Here is a 16505-nt window from a genome sequence, read left to right on the forward strand (position 1 = left end):
CAGGCCCGCGCGCCACCGCCGCGAAACCTTCCCCTCCTCGCGTCGACACGCGAATTCCCCAGTCCCTGGGCATGATTGACGGATCGTCGGACAGCGGGTACCACTGACGGACCGCTCGGCCCGCACGCCCCGCCACGCTCGTCCTTCCCAGGAGGCCGCATTGCGAGGATCCGCCCCCGCCCCCATACCCGCGCCCGGTCACAGACGCGCCCGCGCCACCGCCGGCGCGCTCGCCTGCGCGGCGCTGCTGCTCCCGTTGCTGGGCGCGGCCCCGTCCCAGGCGCAGCCCTCCGCGGACCGGCTGCAACAGGCGTTCGCGGACGCGTCCGCCGAGTACCACGTCCCGCAGAGCGTGCTGCTGGCCGTCTCCTACCTGCAGTCGCGCTGGGACGCCCACGGCGGGGCGCCGAGCGTGACCGGCGGCTACGGCCCGATGCACCTCACCGACGCGCGCACCGCCCTCGCCGGGGCCCCGCACCACAGCGAGGGCACCGAGGACGCCCGCGGCGACAGCGCCCGCCCGGCCCTGCACCCCCGCACCGGGGTGCCCGCGGACTCCGGACTCCCGGCCCGCCTGAAGACGCTGCCCAGGGCGGCCGAGCTGACCGGCATCCCGGCGGAGACGCTGCGCACCGACGAGGAGGCCAACGTGGTCGGCGGCGCCGCGCTGCTGGCCGCCGCGCAGCAGGACCTCGGCGAGCCGCTCAGTGCCGACCCGGGCGACTGGTACGGGGCGGTGGCCCGCTTCTCGGGCGCGGACGACACGGCGACGGCGGCCGCCTACGCCGACGACGTCTACGACGTGCTGCGCACCGGCGAGGAGCGCACCACGGACGCCGGGCAGCGGGTCGTGCTCGCCGCCCGGCCCGGCGTGGCCCCCGACACCGCGCAGCTCGGCGAGACGGGTCTGCGCACGGTGTCCGCGGCCGGCACCGAGTGCCCGAAGTCGGTGTCCTGCGAGTGGATCCCGGCGCCGTACGAGGAGTTCGGGGACGGCGACTACGGCAACCACGACCTGGGCGACCGGCCCGCCTCCCAGCGCATCAGGTACATCGTCATCCACGACACCGAGGGCGCCTGGGACGGCGTCCTGAACCTGGTGCAGGACCCGACGTACGTGTCGTGGAACTACACGCTGCGCTCCACGGACGGTCACATCGCCCAGCACGTGAAGGCGAAGGACGTGGCCTGGCACGCGGGCAACTGGTACGTCAACGCCAAGTCGATCGGCCTGGAGCACGAGGGCTTCCTCGCCTCACCGGACGCCTGGTACACGGAGGCGATGTACCGGTCGTCGGCGCGGCTGGTGAGGTACCTCGCGGCGAAGTACGGCATCCCGCTGGACCGGCAGCACATCCTCGGCCACGACAACGTGCCCGGCCCGACCACGTCGACCGTCCCCGGAATGCACACCGACCCGGGCCCGTACTGGGACTGGCGGCACTACTTCGCGCTGCTCGGGCACCCCTTCCGGCCCACCGCCGACGAGGACGGCGGCCTGGTGACGGTCCTGCCCGACTACGCGGCCAACCAGCCCGTGTACACCGGCTGCGTCACCAAGGGCGAGCCCTGCGCGGCGCACGGCTCCAGCGAGGTGCGGCTGTACGCGGACCACGACGAGAACTCCGCGCTGATCAAGGACGTGGGCCTGCACAAGGGCGCCGACTCCACCGTCGACGTCAACGACGTGGGATCCCGGGTCTCCACCGGCCAGCAGTACGCGGTCGCGGACCGCTACGGCGACTGGACGGCGATCTGGTACCTCGGCCAGAAGGCCTGGTTCAAGAACCCGCGGCAGAACCCGGCGGCGGTGCCGGCCTCGGGTCCGGTCGTCACGCCCAAGGACGGCCTGGACAGCGTCCCGGTGTACGGGCGTGCCTATCCGGAGGCGTCGGCCTACCCGGCGGGAGTGCCGGCGCAGGCGGTCGCGCCGCTGCCGTACACCCTGCCTCGGGGACAGCGGTACGTGGTCGGTGACGAGGTGCCGGGCGAGTACTACTACGCCGTCACCTACACCACCGACTCCCACCGGGTGGTGGCCGGCCAGGACCTCTACTACGAGATCCAGTTCGGTCACCGGGTGGCGTTCGTGCGCGCCGCCGACGTGCGGGTCGTGCCGACCGGTTCGTGACCCGTCTCAGCCCTGCTGGAAAAGCTCCGCCGGGAGCGGCTTCAGCAGGGCGTACAGGTCGTCGGTGATCGGGCGGTCCCAGGCGGCGATGGTCACCAGGACGTTGTCGCTGCGGTCGAACTGCACGCAGGAGATGCGGCTCTCGGAGAGCTTCAGGCGGCGCACGATCAGCAGGTTGTCGCCCTGCATGACCGGGACGTCCTCGACGCCGACGACCGTGACCTCCTCGTCGTTCTCCAGGGCGAGGAGCAGCTGGGCCACCTCGAAGGGGATCTCGCCCTCGGCGACCTCGCGGGCCGGGGAGCCCTCGGGCAGGTTGCCGATGATCATGGCGGGGCCGCGGCCGCCGAACAGGTCGTAGCGCAGGAAGACGCCCTGGCAGGTGCCGTCGGGGGCGGGCAGCAGTCCGGCGCCGAGATTGCCGGGCCAGTCGCCCGGGTCCATGGCCAGAACGTCGAAGTCGGGCCCGGCGGGGGTGGCGCTGCGGCGGCGGAGGAACGACATGCCGCCATGGTACGGCCACGGAGCCGGTCCGTGACGCGTGGCCTGCGACGTCACCGGCACACGCCCCACGGCGCCTCGCCGAACCGCACCGGACGGGTTCCGCGGGCGGGGGACGGTCCGGTGCTCCGGCCCCGGCGGAGGGGTCAGGAAGATGAACGGGCGCCCACGGACCGCACGGACGGCGGGCCGGCCTGGCGGACCTTGCCGGCCGTAGGGGGCGGCTTACCGGGCAGACGTGCGGGCCGAGGGCCCCTGGCGGACGGACGAGTCACAGCCGACGCACACCGGCCGGCCACGACCAGCCGACCGACAGGTCGGCCGTCCCGGACGGCAGGCCGCGCGGACTCGCGGGCCGAGGGCCCCTGGCGGACGGGCGTGGCGCAGCGGACCGTCGCACATCGACCGGCCGCCAAGGCCCGACGGACAGGGCGGACCACCGGACGCCGCGGATCAGCCGGTCGTGGCGGACCTGCGGGCGGGCGTGGCCGGGGCGGACCTGCGGGCGGGCGTGGCCGGGGCGGCCCCTCGGTCGGGGGTCGGGCGGGCCGCCCGATGCCACGCCGGACGGTGTCGGAGCGCCGGTGTCAGGTCGGTTGGAGGGCTGCTGCCAGGCCCGTGCTCTCCGTGCCGATCTTCCGGTACACCGCGGACAGCAGGCGGACCGCCTCCGCCTCCTCCACGCCCAGTTCCCGCGCGATCTCCGGCTCGGTGCGGCCCCGGGCCGCGAGGTCGGCGGCGGCGCGTTCACGGGCGGTGAGGGTGTGGACGGTGTCCGTACCGGTCGCCCGCGTCCTGCGCGGGCGCAGTCCGGCCGCGGAGAGTTCGGCGCGGGCCGCCTCGGCGAGACCGTCGGCGCCGCACTGCAGGGCGGTGTCGAGCCCGCGGTGGAGGTGCTCGGCGGCGTCCGCGGGGCGGCCGGTGCGGCGCAGTTCGGTGCCGAGGGCGACGAGCGCGCGGGCCAGTTCACCGGCGGCCGGGGAGCGCTCCAGGTGGGCGACGGACTCCTCCAGGTACTCCACGCGCATCGCGCCCGGGGACACCTCGGCGGCGATGCGCAGGGCTTGTCCGACGGCGGACGGGGTGCCGAACTGGCGGGCGCGGGCGAGCGCTTCCAGGGCGGTGGCGGCCGCGCGCTCCGGGTCGTGGCGGCTCTCGGCGCGGGCGAGGTGGAGCTGCCAGGGGCACCAGGCGGGGTTGCGGATGCCGCGCGGGTCCAGGCGGCGGCCGGCGGCGGCCAGCTCGGCGGCGGCCTCCTCGCTCCGGCCGCGGGCGAGCAGGAGTTCACCGTAGACGGTCTGGACGTCGGGGAAGACCACCGCGGACGGGAAGGGCTCGGCGAAGCCGTAGTCGTCGGCGGTCCGCGCGGCCTCGTCGACGCGGCCGCGGGCGAGGAGCACCTCGACGAGGATGCCGACGGCGTACCAGTGGGCGGGCGTGCCGGGGCCGACGCGTTCGGCGAGCCGGAGCCCGTCGCGCACTGAGTCCTCGGCCTCGGCGAGCCGGCCGCGCCGGTAGCGGACGTAGCCGAGCAGCGTGTAGGCGAAGGACATGTGGCCGCCGCGCCAGCCGCGGCGTTCGTAGTCGGCGATGCCGGTCTCGAAGAGTTCCTCGGTGCGGCCGGGGCGGTCGGCGTACATGAAGGCCAGGGCGACCAGGACGGGCACCTCGAAGCCGCGGTCGGCCTCGGCCCAGCAGAGTCCGCCGGCGAGGGCGCGTTCGGCGTGGTGCACCGCGGTCTGGGCGCGCTCGCCGCGCAGGATCGCGTCCCAGGCGCGCAGGCCGATGATGTAGCGCTCGGTGAGGTCGCGGCCGTGCAGGCGGTCGGCGAGCCGGGCGAGGCGGCGGGAGCGTGCGGGATGGTCGGGTTCGTCGGCGCGGAAGGCGTCCCACACGAACTGCTCGGCGACCATGCGGAGTCTGACCCGGGCGTCGTCGGTGGTGCGGATCTCGCGGGCGAGGGTCTCGGACGCCTCGGCGAGGCGGTCGCTGTGGGCGAGGACCTGGGAGAGCCGGTAGACGATGTTCTGCCGCAGCCGGGCGTCGGCGACGGGCTGTTCGAGGGCGGCCCGCAGGTGGTTGACGGTGGTGGCCGGCTCGGTGAGCAGGGAGGCGCTGCCCAGTTCGTACAGGACGGCGGCCCGCTCCCCGGGGGGCGGGGGTTCGCTCAGGGCTCGGGCCAGGTAGCTGCGGGCCGCGTCGGGAGCTCCGGCGCGGAGGGTCTCGACGGCTGCGGCGCGCAGTTGCCGCACCACCCAGGGGTCGCCCTCCGGGTGGGTCTCCAGCAGGTGGCGGGCGGCGGCGGAGGGGCCCTGTCCGTCGTCGACGACGCACCAGGCCGCCTGGCCGTGCAGGGCGACGCGGACGCCGGACGGGATGGCCCGGTAGACGGCGGTGGCGATCAGCGGGTGGACGAACTCGAGGGTCTCGACGCCGGTGAGGATGCGGGCGCCGCGCAGCGCGTCGGCGGCGTCGGCCGCCTCCTCGTGGCCGAGTCCGGCGACGGCGGCGGCCAGCCGGGGGCGTATCTCGGTGCCGAGGACGGCACAGGCCCAGGCGAAGCGGACGGTGGAGGCGCCGAGGCGGTCGAGGCGGGCGACGAGACCGCTGCCCTTGACGGCGGCGGCGAGGTCGCGCAGCAGGTGCGCGCCGGTCCCGGTCGGGCCGAGGCCGCGGTCGCGGACCTTGGCGAGGAGTTCGACGGTCTCGAACGGGCTGCCGCCGGTGACGGCCCAGCACTCGCGGCAGAACGCGTCGTCGGCGTGCGCGCCGAGCGTCTCCCGGACGAGGCGGGCGACGGCGGCGGCGCTGAGCGGCTCCAGGCCGATGGGCCGGCCGCCCGCGCGTCCCGGCAGGCCGCGGAACGACTCGGCGTGGTCGGGGAGTTCGTCCGGCCGGTAGGCGACGACGAGCAGCAGCGGCAGTTGCTCGGCGCGGGGCGCGAAGCCGGCCAGCCAGCGCAGGGACTCCGGGTCGGCCCAGTGGGCGTCGTCGAGGACGACGGCCATGGGGGCGCGCTGCACCGCGAGGTGGGTGAGTACCCAGTCGAGGCCGTCGCGCAGGCCCTGCTGGTCGGGCGGGGCGCCGTCGGTGGGGGCGCACAGGCCGAGTGCGGGGCCGACGATGTCGTACCAACTGCCCAGCGAGGCACGCAGTTCGGACTCCGCCGACCCGGCGAGCTGCGGTTGCAGGAGCTGGCGGGCGACGTGGAAGGCGACGCGCTGCTCCTGGTCGCCGCCGCGGGCGGAGAGCACGGTGCAGCCCTTCGCGGCCGCGCGGCGGCGGATCTCGGCGAGGAGGGTGGTCTTGCCGAACCCGGCGCGTCCGGCGAAGGCGAGCAGGCCGCCGCCGGGCCGTCCCGCGGGCTCGGCGCCGTCCGGGCGCAGGCCGGCGAGTTCGCCCAACGCCTCGTCGACAGCAGCGAGTTCACTGTCCCGTTCGAACAGGGTTCCGCTGTTCCGCGCAGCGTGCCGCACCATGATGTACCCCCTGTCACGGTGGTGCGCCCGCGCGGGGAGCGGGCGCGTACCGTGATCCACAGGCACCTCAGCGTACGCCTCACGCGGGCCCGGTGTCCCGCCGCGACCGTTACTGACCGAAGTGGGACGGGGACGTTCCGCCGCGGTACCGGCGAGGGGACCCTCTCATTCCTCGGGAGGCGCGGGAGGCACCACCGCGACCGGGCTCGCCGCGTGCAGCAGGACGGCCTGGGTGACCGAGCCCATCATGCGGGCGGGGGCGAGCAGGCGGCGCCGGTGGCGGCCCACCACGACGAGGTCGGCGTCCCTGGAGGCGGCGACCAGGTGGCCGGCCGCGTCCCCGGCAAGGACGTGGGGCACGGCGCGGACGTCGGGGTGCCGGGTGCGGTGCGGGGCGAGGAAGCCCTCGGCGAGGCTGCGGGTCTCGGCCTCGACCGCTTCCTGGCCGACCACCGGGGGCAGCAGCTCACCGGGGGCCACCAGGGTCTGCACCGGCCAGGCGTAGGCGGCGATCACCTGGAGCACGGCGCCGCGCAGGGCGGCCTCGGTGAAGGCGAAGGCGAGGGTGGCCTCGTCGGGGCCGTCGACCTGGAGGCCGACGACGACCCGGGGGCCCGGCTCGGGCGGGCCGTCGCCGTGCACCACGCGTCCGGGCCGGGGCACCACGACGACGGGACACTCGGCGTCGCGGGCGGCGGCCATGCCGTTGGAGCCGAGCAGCAGCCCGGCGAAGCCGCCGCGGCCCCGGGAGCCGAGCACCAGCAACTGCGCGCCGGAGCCCAGTCCGGGCAGCAGGACGCCGGTGGGACCGTCGAGCCCGACGTACTCGACGTCCGGCCCGCCGGTCCGTTCCGCCAGGCGGGCGCGGACCTGGTCGAGCACGGGATCCTGCTCCGCGTCCGGCGGGCCGGCGGCCAGGACGTCGGGCCGGGCCCAGGCGGCATACTGCCGCACGTGGGCCACCCGCAGCGGCGCCCCGCGTCTGCGGGCGGCGTCCAGGGCCCAGTCCAGGGCGCGCAGGCTGTGGTCCGAACCGTCGACCGCCGCGATGACCGGCAGGGTGTTCATGAGTTCCTCGTCTCCGGGTTGCGGCCTTCCTCCCGGAACCAGCCTCGCTCAGGCGCGGCCCCGGGAGAGTACTGATGGTCGCGTGTCCGGAAATACGCGCGGAACACCCTCCGCCGGCTCACGTGAGGTCGAACTCACCCTCCCTCGCGCCCGACACGAAGGCACCCCACTCCGCGGGGGTGAAGATCAAGGAGGGGCTCTCCGGGCGGCCGCTGTTGCGCATCGCGATGAATCCCTCGACGAAGGCGATCTGGACATCTCCCAGGCCACGGCTGCTCGAGTGCCACTCGGCGTTGCTGAGGTCAAGCTCCGGCTTGTCCCAGCCCGCCGGCGGCGACTGCTGCTGGATGGTGCTCTCGGCCACGTCCGTGCTCCTCCCGATGTGCGTCGTCCGCGGCCAGCCTAGCGATCGGCTCCGGCCACCGACAGGCCGTGCGAGGGGGCGCTTCGCCCGGCCCGTCAGGAGTCGGGCGGCTCGGAGCCGACCAGCCACATCGAGAAGAACTGCGATCCGCCGCCGTAGGCGTGCCCGAGTGCCCGCCTGGCCCCCGGCACCTGGTGTTCCCCGGCCTGTCCGCGCACCTGGAGGGCCGCCTCCGCGAAGCGGATCATGCCGGAGGCGCCGATGGGATTGCTGGAGAGCACGCCGCCCGACATGTTGACCGGCAGGTCGCCGTCCAGTTCGGTCACCCCCGACTCGGTGAGCTTCCAGCCCTCGCCCTCGTCGGCGAAGCCGAGGTTCTCCAGCCACATGGGCTCGTACCAGGAGAACGGCACGTACATCTCGACGGCGTCGATGTCCCGGCGCGGGTCGGTGATGCCGGCCTGCCGGTAGACGTCGGCGGCGCAGTCCCGGCCGGCCCGCGGCGACACGGCGTCCTTGCCGGCGAAGAGGGTGGGCTCGCTGCGCATCGCGCCGCCGTGCATCCAGGCGGCGGGGCGCGGGGCGCGGGCCGCTCCCGCGCGGTCGGTGAGCACCATCGCGCAGGCGCCGTCGGAGGACGGGCAGGTCTCGGAGTAGCGGATGGGGTCCCACAGCATGGGCGACGCCTGGACCTTCTCCAGGGTGATGTCGTGTTCGTGCAGGTGCGCGTACGGGTTCTTCAGCGCGTTCCGCCGGTCCTTGTACGCCACCAGCGAGCCGACCGTGTCGGGGGCGCCGCTGCGCCGGATGTACGCGCGCACGTGCGGGGCGAAGAAGCCGCCCGCGCCCGCGAGCAGGGGCTGCTGGAACGGGATGGGCAGCGACAGGCCCCACATGGCGTTGGACTCGGACTGCTTTTCGAAGGCCAGGGTCAGCACGGTGCCGTGGACCCGGGCGGCGACGAGGCCCGCGGCGACGAGGGCGGTGGAGCCGCCGACCGAGCCCGCGGTGTGCACCCGCAGGATCGGCTTGCCGACCGCGCCGAGGGCGTCGGCGAGGTACAGCTCGGGCATCATCACGCCCTCGAAGAAGTCGGGTGCCTTGCCGATGACGACGGCGTCGATGTCGGCCCACGCCAGCTCGGCGTCGTCCAGGGCGCGCCGGGCCGCCTCCCGGACGAGTCCGGCGATCGACACGTCACGGCGGGCCGCCGCGTGCCGGGTCTGGCCGACGCCCACGACGGCCACGGGCTCCTTGCTCATCGGCGCTCCCCTTCGAGTACGGCGACCAGGTTCTGCTGCAGACAGGGTCCGGACGTGGCGTGGGCCAGGGCCCGGTCGGACTCGCCGCGGTGGACGGCGGCGGCGGCCTCGCCGACGCGGATCAGCCCGGCGGCCATGACCGGGTTGGCGGCGAGGGCGCCCCCGGACGGGTTGACGCGTACGCCGTCGCCGAGCCGCAGAGCCTTGCGCAGGACGACCTCCTGGGAGGTGAACGGCGCGTGCAGTTCGGCGGTGTCGACCGGCCGTTCGAAGGCGCCGGCGTGCTCGGCCGCCAGCCGGGCGGAGGGCGAGTCGGTCAGGTCGCGCACGCCGAGGGAGTGCGCCTCGACCCGGTGGTCGATGCCGCGGATCCAGGCCGGCCGCGGGCACAGCTCCCGGGCCCGTTCCCCGGCCGCGAGGAGCACGGCGGCGGCGCCGTCGCCGACGGGCGGGCAGTCGCCGGTGCGCAGCGGGCGTACCAGGTAGTCGCCCTGCGGTTTCGGGCCGCGCAGCTGGGCGTGCGGGTTGCCGGCCGCGTCCGCGCGGCTGCGGGCGGCGATGGCGGCGAGCGCGGGCTCGTCGGTCTCTCCGGCGTCGATGAGCGCCTGCGCCTGGAGGGCGGCCAGGGCGACGGAGTCGGGCCAGAGGGGGGCCATGTAGTAGGGGTCGAGCTGCCGGGTCAGGACGTCGCGCAGCGGGCCGGGCGAGGACTTGCCGTAGGAGTAGACGAGGGCGGTGTCCGCGTCGCCGGTGAGCAGTTTCGTCCAGGCCTCGTACAGGGCCCAGGCGCCGTCCGTCTCGACGTGCGACTCGGAGATCGGCGGCCAGGCGCCGACGCCGTCGAGGGCGAGGGTGAAGGAGAAGGCGCGGCCGGCCAGGTAGTCGCTGGAGCCGGAGCAGGTGAAGCCGATGTCGGCGGTCTTCAGGCCGGTCCGTCCGAGGACGTCGTGCAGCACCGGCATGAGCATCTCGACCTCGGAGAGGTCGTCGGTGGTGCGGCGGTGGCCGGTCTGCGCGAAGGCGACGACCGCGATGTCCCGCGTCACAGCAGCTCCTTGTACGTCTCGTAGTCCGCGTCGGGCTCGCCGGTGGGCCGGTAGTGGTCGGGGTGGCGGGCCCCGTCGGTCCACACCGGTTCCACCCGCAGGCCCATCCGCACCTGGTCGTACGGGATGCCGCCGATGCGGCCGTGCAGCGCGAGGTCGGCGCCGTCGAGGGCGATGTGCCCGTAGACGTAGGGCACCTCGATGTCGAGGTTCTTCGCCTTGATGTTGACGATGCAGAAGGTGGTGACGGTGCCGCGCGGGCCGACCTCGACCTGTTCCGCGGTGGCGACGCCGCAGGTGGGGCAGGCGCCCCTGGGCGGGACGTACACCTTGCGGCAGGACGGGCAGCGCTCGCCGACGGTCCGCCGTCCGGCCAGCGCGGTGATGTAGGCGGTCTGGGCGCGGCCGGGCGAGTAGGTGTAGTCGAGGCGGGCGGGGGCGACGATGCCGGTGACCGGGTCGGCGAACTCGCCGGTGTGGCCGCCGGGCGGTGCCGCCGCGCCGTCGTACGGCTCGAAGCAGGCGATGTCGGTGATGGCCCCCGTGCGCTCCCGGGCCCAGCGGACGCGGACGCGCATGCCGGTGCGCACGGCGTCGGGGCCGGGGGCGTCGAGGGCGTGCAGGAGGGCGGTGTCGGCGCCGTCCAGGCGGACCAGGACCCAGGCGAAGGGGGTGTCCAGGGGCTGTCCGCGGCGGGGCCGGTGGTTCCAGGCCCAGGTGGTGACCGTGCCGGTGGGGGCGACCTCGACGAGGTCGCGGATCTCCTCGGCGGTGACGGGGTCGTACTCGACGGGCGGGACGAGGGTGCGGCCGTCGCCGGTGCGGACGCCGAGGACGACCCGTTCGCGCAGTCCGGTGAGGAAGGCGCTCTGGACCGGGCCGAGGGAGCGGGTGAAGGGGAATTCGAGGGTGAGGGGGGCCTTGAGGACTTCGGGCATGCCCGGTCTCCTTCAACGGGTCGGGCGCGCGGGGGACGTCGGGGGCGGACGCGCGGGGGACGTCGGGGGCGGGCGCGCGAGAGGCGTCGGCCGTCGGTGCGCGCGGGGCCGCCGGCCGTCAGGCGCGCTTGTAGACGGGGGGCCGCTTCTCGGTGAAGGCGCGGGCGCCCTCCTTGGCGTCGGCGGTGTCGAAGACCGGCCGGCCGCGGGCGAGTTCGGCCGCCAGGCCGTCGGTCTCGGTCAGGTCGGCGGTCTCGTACACCGACGCCTTGACCGCCTCGACGGCCAGCGGGGCGCAGGCGTTGATCTGCTCGGCGATCTCCAGCGCCTTGGCGAGGGCGGTGCCGTCGGGGACGACGTGCCCGATCAGGCCGATGGCGGCGGCCTCGTGGGCGGTGTAGGAGCGGCCGGTGAGCAGCATCTCCAGGGCGTGGGTGCGCGGGATCTGGCGCTGCAGGCGGACCGTGGAACCGCCGATCGGGAACAGTCCGCGGCGGACCTCGAACAGCCCGAACGTCGCCGACTCGCCCGCCACGCGGATGTCGGTGCCCTGGAGGATCTCGGTGCCGCCCGCCACGCAGTACCCCTCGACCGCGGCGATCACCGGTTTGCGGGGGCGATGGTGGCGCAGCATCGCCTTCCAGTGCAGGTCGGGGTCGGCCTTGAGGCGTTCGCGGTGGTGCTCGCCCGTCATGCCCTGGCCGGCCAGCGCCTTGAGGTCCATGCCGGCGCAGAAGGTGCCGCCGGCTCCGGTGAGCACGATCGAGCGGACCGTGTCGTCCTCGTCCGCCTCCAGCCAGCCGTCGTACAGGCCGACGAGCAGGGGCAGCGAGAGCGCGTTCCTCGCCTCGGGCCTGTTGAGCGTGAGCACGAGTGTGGCGCCTTCGCGCCGCACGGTGAGGTGTTCGGTGCCGCCCATTGCCGTCCTCCCGTCTGCGGAACGAGAACAGGTTGCAGGAGTCGGGCGGCCAGTACAAGAGTTTTCTGACAGCCAGTCAGATTTCTGCTGCGCAATCCCTTCCCAGTTGCTCCGCCGTTTGCTCTGATGACCGGCGAACCGATGGACGCGCCTTTCTTCGTCATGCCTGCCGGGGTCAGGAGGAGCGGTGGAGTTCAACCTTGCCGACCTGTTCGAGTCGGTCGTCGACGCGGTCCCCGACCGCGAGGCGCTCGTGTACGCCGACCACCCCGGCACGGGCGCCGAACGCCGGCTGACCTACGCGGAGCTGGACGCGGCGGCCGACCGGATCGGCCACCACCTGACCGACAGCGGGATACGCCCCGGCGAGCACCTCGGGCTGCACCTGTACAACGGGGTGGAGTACCTGCAGACGGTGCTGGGCTGCCTCAAGGCACGCGTCGTACCGGTCAACGTCAACTACCGCTACGTCGAGGAGGAGCTGGCCTACCTCTACCGGGACGCGGATCTGGCGGCGCTGGTCTTCGACGCCGAGTTCGAGCACCGGGTGGCGGCGGTCCGGCCGCGGGCCGGCGGGCTGCGGCACCTGGTGCGGGTGGGCGCCCCGGCGGCCGAGGAGGTGGACGCGGTGCCGTTCGCCGACGCCGAGGCGGCCGGATCGCCCGGCCGGGGCTTTCCGCGGCGCTCGGGCGACGACCAGTTCATCATCTACACCGGCGGCACCACCGGCATGCCCAAGGGGGTGATGTGGCGTCAGGAGGACCTGTTCTTCGCCGGACTGGGCGGGGGCGCGCCGACCGGTGAGCCGGTCGCGAGGCCGGAGGAGCTGGCCGAACGGGTCGCGGCCGGCGGCAGCGGCATCACCTTCTTCCCGACGCCCCCGCTGATGCACGGCACGTCCACCCTCACCTCCTTCATCGGCTTCAACTTCGGGCAACGGGTCGTGATCCACCGCAAGTTCGTGCCCGAGGAGGTGCTGCGGACGATCGAGAGGGAGAAGGTCACCAGCGTGTCGCTGGTGGGCGACGCGATGCTGCGCCCGCTGCTCGACGCCCTGGAGGGACCTCTGAACGGCACGGACTGCTCGTCCCTGTTCAGCGTGTCGTCGTCCGGGGCGGCCCTGTCGGACACCGTGCGCCGGCAGTTCCGCGCGCTGCTGCCGAACGCCGTGCTCCTGAACAACTTCGGCTCCTCGGAGTCCGGCTTCAACGGCACGGCGACCGAGGACTCCGGCCCGGTCCGCGGCTTCCGGGTCCGCGTCAACTCCCGTACGCGCGTCGTCGACCCGGCGACCCGCGAACCGGTCGCCGTCGGGGAGGTGGGCCGCGTCGCCCAGAGCGGCCACGTACCGCTCGGCTACTACAACGACCCGCGGAAAACCGCCGAGACGTTCTTCCAGAAGGACGGCAGGCGGTGGGTGCTGCTCGGCGACATGGCCACCGTCGACCAGGACGGCGTCGTCACCGTCCTCGGGCGGGGTTCGCAGTGCATCAACACCGGCGGGGAGAAGGTGTACCCGGAGGAGGTCGAGGAGGCGCTCAAGTCGCATCCGGACGTCTACGACGCGCTGGTGGCCGGAGTGCCGGACGCGCAGTGGGGCAGTCATGTGGCGGCCGTCGTCCAGCTGCGCGCGGGCGCGCGGCGGCCGTCCCTGGCGGACATCCAGACGCACTGCCGCTCCCACCTCGCCGGGTACAAGATCCCGCGCCAGCTGGTGATCACGGAGGCGATACAGCGGTCACCCAGCGGCAAGGCGGACTACCGGTGGGCCCGGGAGGTGGCGGTGGCGGCGGACCGGTAGGCCGGCCGGGGGCACCGCGGCGGGGCGGGCCGGAGGCCGGGACGGGCGTACTCTTTGCGCGCGGTTGACCCGGGCGTCTGAACGGCGGGTTGCGCGGGGCCGTACGGAGGTCGGCGGCCCGGCCCTGCGGGTCCGGTTCGCCGCGCCGTTCTCGGGCTCCAGCACGGAAGGACCAACGGGTGTCGCACCTCACGCCCCCTCCTCAGCTCCCGCACGCCGCCTCCGGCTCCGACACCGACGCCGACGCCGACGCCGACGCCGGTACGACGCCTGGTGACCGGCCTGAGCCGCCCGGTGACACGCCGGAGCCGCCCGGTGACAAGGACGGACCGCCCGAGACCGTTGCCCCCGAAGCCGGCCCGACCCCCGAAGCCGACCCGCCCCCCGAAGCCGTAGCGGTCACCGAAGCCGTAGCGGTCGCCGGAACCGAAGCGTCCGCCGAGGCGGCCGGTCCCCGCCCCGTCGCCGGTGACCGCGCCGGGCTGTTCGGGTGGCGGCGCAGGTACCCCCGTACCGCGCGGGGCGTGACCGTCGGGATCACCGTTCTGGCCGCCGTGCTGGTGCTGTCCGCCCTCCTCGTGCCGAACCGGCTCGACCGCCTCACCGTCGAGGCGTTCCTGCGCATCCCCGCCGAGGGTGTCCTCCTGGCCGGTCTGCTGCTGGCGCTGCCGCCGCGGTTCCGGCGCGCCGCGGCGGTCGCCGGGGGTGTGCTGCTCGGCCTGGTCACGGTGGTGAAGTTCGTCGACATGGGGTTCTACTCCGTGCTGTCGCGCCCCTTCGACCTGGTCCTCGACTGGATCCTGCTCGCCGGCGCCGCCGAATGGGTGAAGGAGTCGTTCGGCGGGACCGGCGAGGTGCTGGCGGTCGTCGCGGTGATCGTCCTCGTCGCCGCCGTGCCGGCGCTGACGACGCTCGCCGTCGTACGGCTGACCGACCTGATGGTCCGTCACCGCCCGACGGCCGCCCGGACCACACTGGTCCTGGGCACGGCGTGGATCACCTGCGTCACCCTCGGCGTGCAGTTCACGGGCGGCGTGCCGGTCGCCTCGAAGATCGACGCCGACCTGGTCGGCAACCGCGTCGACCAGGTGCGGGCGGGGCTCGCGGACGCGCGCGTCTTCCAGCGGCAGGCCGCCGTCGACGCCTTCGCCGACACCCCGCCCGACCAGCTGCTGACCGGACTGCGGGGCAAGGACGTCCTGTTCACCTTCATCGAGAGCTACGGCCGCACGGCGATCGAGGACCCGGCGATGACGCCGGACGTCGACGCGGTCCTCGACCAGGGCACCGCCGACCTGAAGGCGGCCGGGTTCGCCTCGCGCAGCGCCTGGCTGAGGTCACCGGTGTCGGGCGCCGGCAGCTGGCTCGCCCACTCGACGTTCCTGTCCGGCCTGTGGATCAAGAACCAGCAGCGCTACCGCTCCCTGACGACCAGCGACCGCGCGACGCTGACCAGCTACTTCCGCAAGAGCGGCGGCTGGCGCACGGTCGGCATCATGCCGGGGGTGCGCAGGGCGTGGCCGGAGGGGAAGTTCTTCGGGCTCGACCACATCTACGACTCCGAGCACCTCGGCTACCACGGCCCCTACTTCAGCTGGACGCCCGTCCCGGACCAGTTCAGCCTGGAGGCCTTCCAGCGTCTGGAGCACGGGAAGAAGGACCGGGGACCGATCATGGCGGAGATCATCCTGGCCTCCAGCCACAACCCGTGGGCCCCGATCGCCCGCATGATCGACTGGAACGACCTCGGCGACGGCTCGGTCTTCCACCGCGTCAAGAAGCAGGGCAAGGACCCCAAGGAGGTCTGGAAGAACCCGGAGAGCGTGCGCACCGAGTACAAGAACGCCATCGCGTACTCGCTGCACAGCCTGACGGAGTGGGTCCGGCGCTACGGCGACGACGACACGGTGCTCGTCTTCCTCGGCGACCACCAGCCCGTCCCGACGGTCACCGCGGGCGACACCGGCAAGGACGTGCCGGTCACCCTGGTCGCCCGGGACCAGAAGGTCCTGGACCGCATCTCCGACTGGGGCTGGACGGACGGACTCCGGCCGGCCCCCGACGCCCCCGAGTGGGGCATGGACACCTTCCGCGACCGCTTCCTGACGGCGTACGGACCGCACCGGGGGTGAGCGCGGCGGCGGGCGTCCGGGCGGCGGGCGCGGGACAGCGTACGAGTCGGCCTTCGACCGCGCGTTGCCGCCGACGGAGCGCGCCCCGGACGCAGGCTTTGGCCAGAACGGAACCGGGAGCAAGATGACCCGTTTCGGCCCGCCGACGCGCACTGCCCGCGTAGCGTGGCCGCTGGATCATTCGAGCTGTGAGGATGCGAAATTCGAGTGAATGCTGGATCGCACGGCGACCCCCGTGTACAGGCGATTCCCCGCACCGTCTCCGCCATCCACGACGCCCTGCCCGCCGGGCGGCGCGAAGAGTTTCACGCCGCCGTGGCACGCGCCGGACAAGGCGACGCACTGGACACGGTGATGACCACATGGTGGCTCGAGGCCATGTTCGAGGCGGTGCCCGAACGGGACCAGCGCCTCGACGACACCGTCGCCGCGGTGGGGCTCGTCGAACTGCCGGAGGCGGAAGACTGATGCAGCCGGTTTCGAAAGGCTGGACGGCGGTCACCCAGGTGACCGCCTCCAAGGTGCTCAGCCAGATGCGCGACGCGGGCCACGTCGACCTCCACGACAACATCGTCCGGTTTCTCCGGGCCCTGGCGCTGGAGGTCGGCAGCGCGGTGGAATCCGCCAACCCGCCTCCGGGCCTGCCCATGACCATTCGTGGCGTGACCTGGTACAGCCTCCCCGTCCCCAACGACCCCGTCTTTTTCAACTACAGCATCTATCCGGAGGAACAGCAGATCAGGGTCTGTGACCTGATCTGGGTCGCGTCTCAGTGAGCGCGTTCGCCGTTCGGCGGCGCACCCCGGGCCCATCGGTGCGGGACCGGCGGGACCGCTGGGCGCGGCGGGCACGTCCGGGGGCGTC

The 16505-nt window shown here is 74.1% G+C and carries 13 protein-coding genes; 5 read left to right on the plus strand and 8 right to left on the minus strand.

What is annotated here, in order from left to right; all coding sequences use genetic code 11:
* Positions 1-160: 160 nt before the first annotated feature.
* A complete protein-coding gene (locus tag VKA29_RS22135) occupies positions 161-2131 on the plus strand; it encodes an N-acetylmuramoyl-L-alanine amidase (RefSeq protein WP_324787648.1) in 1971 nt (656 codons plus the stop codon).
* Between the two features lie 6 nt (positions 2132-2137).
* Here the strand turns inward: VKA29_RS22135 and VKA29_RS22140 are convergent, their stop codons facing one another.
* The 8 genes from VKA29_RS22140 to VKA29_RS22175 form a co-directional block, all read right to left on the minus strand.
* Positions 2138-2635 carry a hypothetical protein gene (locus tag VKA29_RS22140; RefSeq protein ID WP_324787649.1) on the minus strand — a complete coding sequence of 166 codons (498 nt, stop codon included), beginning with the start codon at positions 2633-2635 and terminating at the stop codon, positions 2138-2140.
* A 584-nt stretch (positions 2636-3219) separates the two neighbouring features.
* Positions 3220-6111 carry a helix-turn-helix transcriptional regulator gene (locus VKA29_RS22145; protein WP_324787650.1) on the minus strand — a complete coding sequence of 964 codons (2892 nt, stop codon included), beginning with the start codon at positions 6109-6111 and terminating at the stop codon, positions 3220-3222.
* A 165-nt stretch (positions 6112-6276) separates the two neighbouring features.
* Positions 6277-7179 carry a universal stress protein gene (locus VKA29_RS22150; RefSeq protein ID WP_324787651.1) on the minus strand — a complete coding sequence of 301 codons (903 nt, stop codon included), beginning with the start codon at positions 7177-7179 and terminating at the stop codon, positions 6277-6279.
* A 118-nt stretch (positions 7180-7297) separates the two neighbouring features.
* A complete protein-coding gene (locus VKA29_RS22155) occupies positions 7298-7543 on the minus strand; it encodes a DUF397 domain-containing protein (RefSeq protein WP_324787652.1) in 246 nt (81 codons plus the stop codon).
* Between the two features lie 95 nt (positions 7544-7638).
* Complete coding sequence (locus tag VKA29_RS22160) at positions 7639-8805, minus strand: thiolase domain-containing protein (protein WP_324787653.1); 1167 nt, start codon at positions 8803-8805, stop codon at positions 7639-7641.
* Positions 8802-9851, minus strand: coding sequence for a thiolase domain-containing protein (locus VKA29_RS22165; protein ID WP_324787654.1), 1050 nt, complete (start codon positions 9849-9851; stop codon positions 8802-8804). Before VKA29_RS22165 ends, VKA29_RS22160 begins: the two co-directional genes overlap by 4 nt.
* Positions 9848-10789, minus strand: a complete 942-nt coding sequence (locus VKA29_RS22170) for a Zn-ribbon domain-containing OB-fold protein (protein ID WP_324787655.1) — start codon at positions 10787-10789, stop codon at positions 9848-9850. The genes VKA29_RS22165 and VKA29_RS22170 overlap by 4 nt, the downstream gene beginning before the upstream one ends.
* Positions 10790-10907: 118 nt before the next feature.
* Positions 10908-11708, minus strand: a complete 801-nt coding sequence (locus VKA29_RS22175; protein WP_324787656.1) for a crotonase/enoyl-CoA hydratase family protein — start codon at positions 11706-11708, stop codon at positions 10908-10910.
* Positions 11709-11895: 187 nt separating this feature from the next.
* Here VKA29_RS22175 and VKA29_RS22180 point away from each other — a divergent pair, with 187 nt between their 5' ends.
* The 4 genes from VKA29_RS22180 (at position 11896) to VKA29_RS22195 (ending at position 16417) form a co-directional block, all read left to right on the plus strand.
* Positions 11896-13509: an acyl-CoA synthetase gene (locus tag VKA29_RS22180; RefSeq protein ID WP_324787657.1), complete on the plus strand. Its 1614-nt coding sequence runs from the start codon at positions 11896-11898 to the stop codon at positions 13507-13509.
* A 179-nt stretch (positions 13510-13688) separates the two neighbouring features.
* Positions 13689-15641 (plus strand): sulfatase, encoded by a 1953-nt coding sequence (locus VKA29_RS22185; protein ID WP_324787658.1) that lies wholly within the window; start codon positions 13689-13691, stop codon positions 15639-15641.
* A gap of 207 nt (positions 15642-15848) precedes the next feature.
* On the plus strand, positions 15849-16109 hold the full coding sequence (locus VKA29_RS22190) for a hypothetical protein (RefSeq protein ID WP_324787659.1): 261 nt from the start codon (positions 15849-15851) through the stop codon (positions 16107-16109).
* A complete protein-coding gene (locus VKA29_RS22195; RefSeq protein ID WP_324787660.1) occupies positions 16109-16417 on the plus strand; it encodes a hypothetical protein in 309 nt (102 codons plus the stop codon). Before VKA29_RS22190 ends, VKA29_RS22195 begins: the two co-directional genes overlap by 1 nt.
* The last annotated feature ends 88 nt before the right edge of the window (positions 16418-16505 follow it).

Source organism: Streptomyces sp. H51, assembly GCF_035656535.1.
GTDB lineage: Bacteria > Actinomycetota > Actinomycetes > Streptomycetales > Streptomycetaceae > Streptomyces.

Excerpts from the sequence above, each read along its gene's own strand:
- VKA29_RS22140 (WP_324787649.1), bottom strand. The coding sequence starts at position 2,635 with ATGTCGTTCCTCCGCCGCCGCAGCGCCACCCCCGCCGGGCCCGACTTC.
- VKA29_RS22150 (WP_324787651.1), bottom strand. The coding sequence starts at position 7,179 with ATGAACACCCTGCCGGTCATCGCGGCGGTCGACGGTTCGGACCACAGC.
- VKA29_RS22195 (WP_324787660.1), top strand. The coding sequence starts at position 16,109 with ATGCAGCCGGTTTCGAAAGGCTGGACGGCGGTCACCCAGGTGACCGCC.
- VKA29_RS22160 (WP_324787653.1), bottom strand. The coding sequence starts at position 8,805 with ATGAGCAAGGAGCCCGTGGCCGTCGTGGGCGTCGGCCAGACCCGGCAC.
- VKA29_RS22175 (WP_324787656.1), bottom strand. The coding sequence starts at position 11,708 with ATGGGCGGCACCGAACACCTCACCGTGCGGCGCGAAGGCGCCACACTC.
- VKA29_RS22170 (WP_324787655.1), bottom strand. The coding sequence starts at position 10,789 with ATGCCCGAAGTCCTCAAGGCCCCCCTCACCCTCGAATTCCCCTTCACC.
- VKA29_RS22145 (WP_324787650.1), bottom strand. The coding sequence starts at position 6,111 with ATGGTGCGGCACGCTGCGCGGAACAGCGGAACCCTGTTCGAACGGGAC.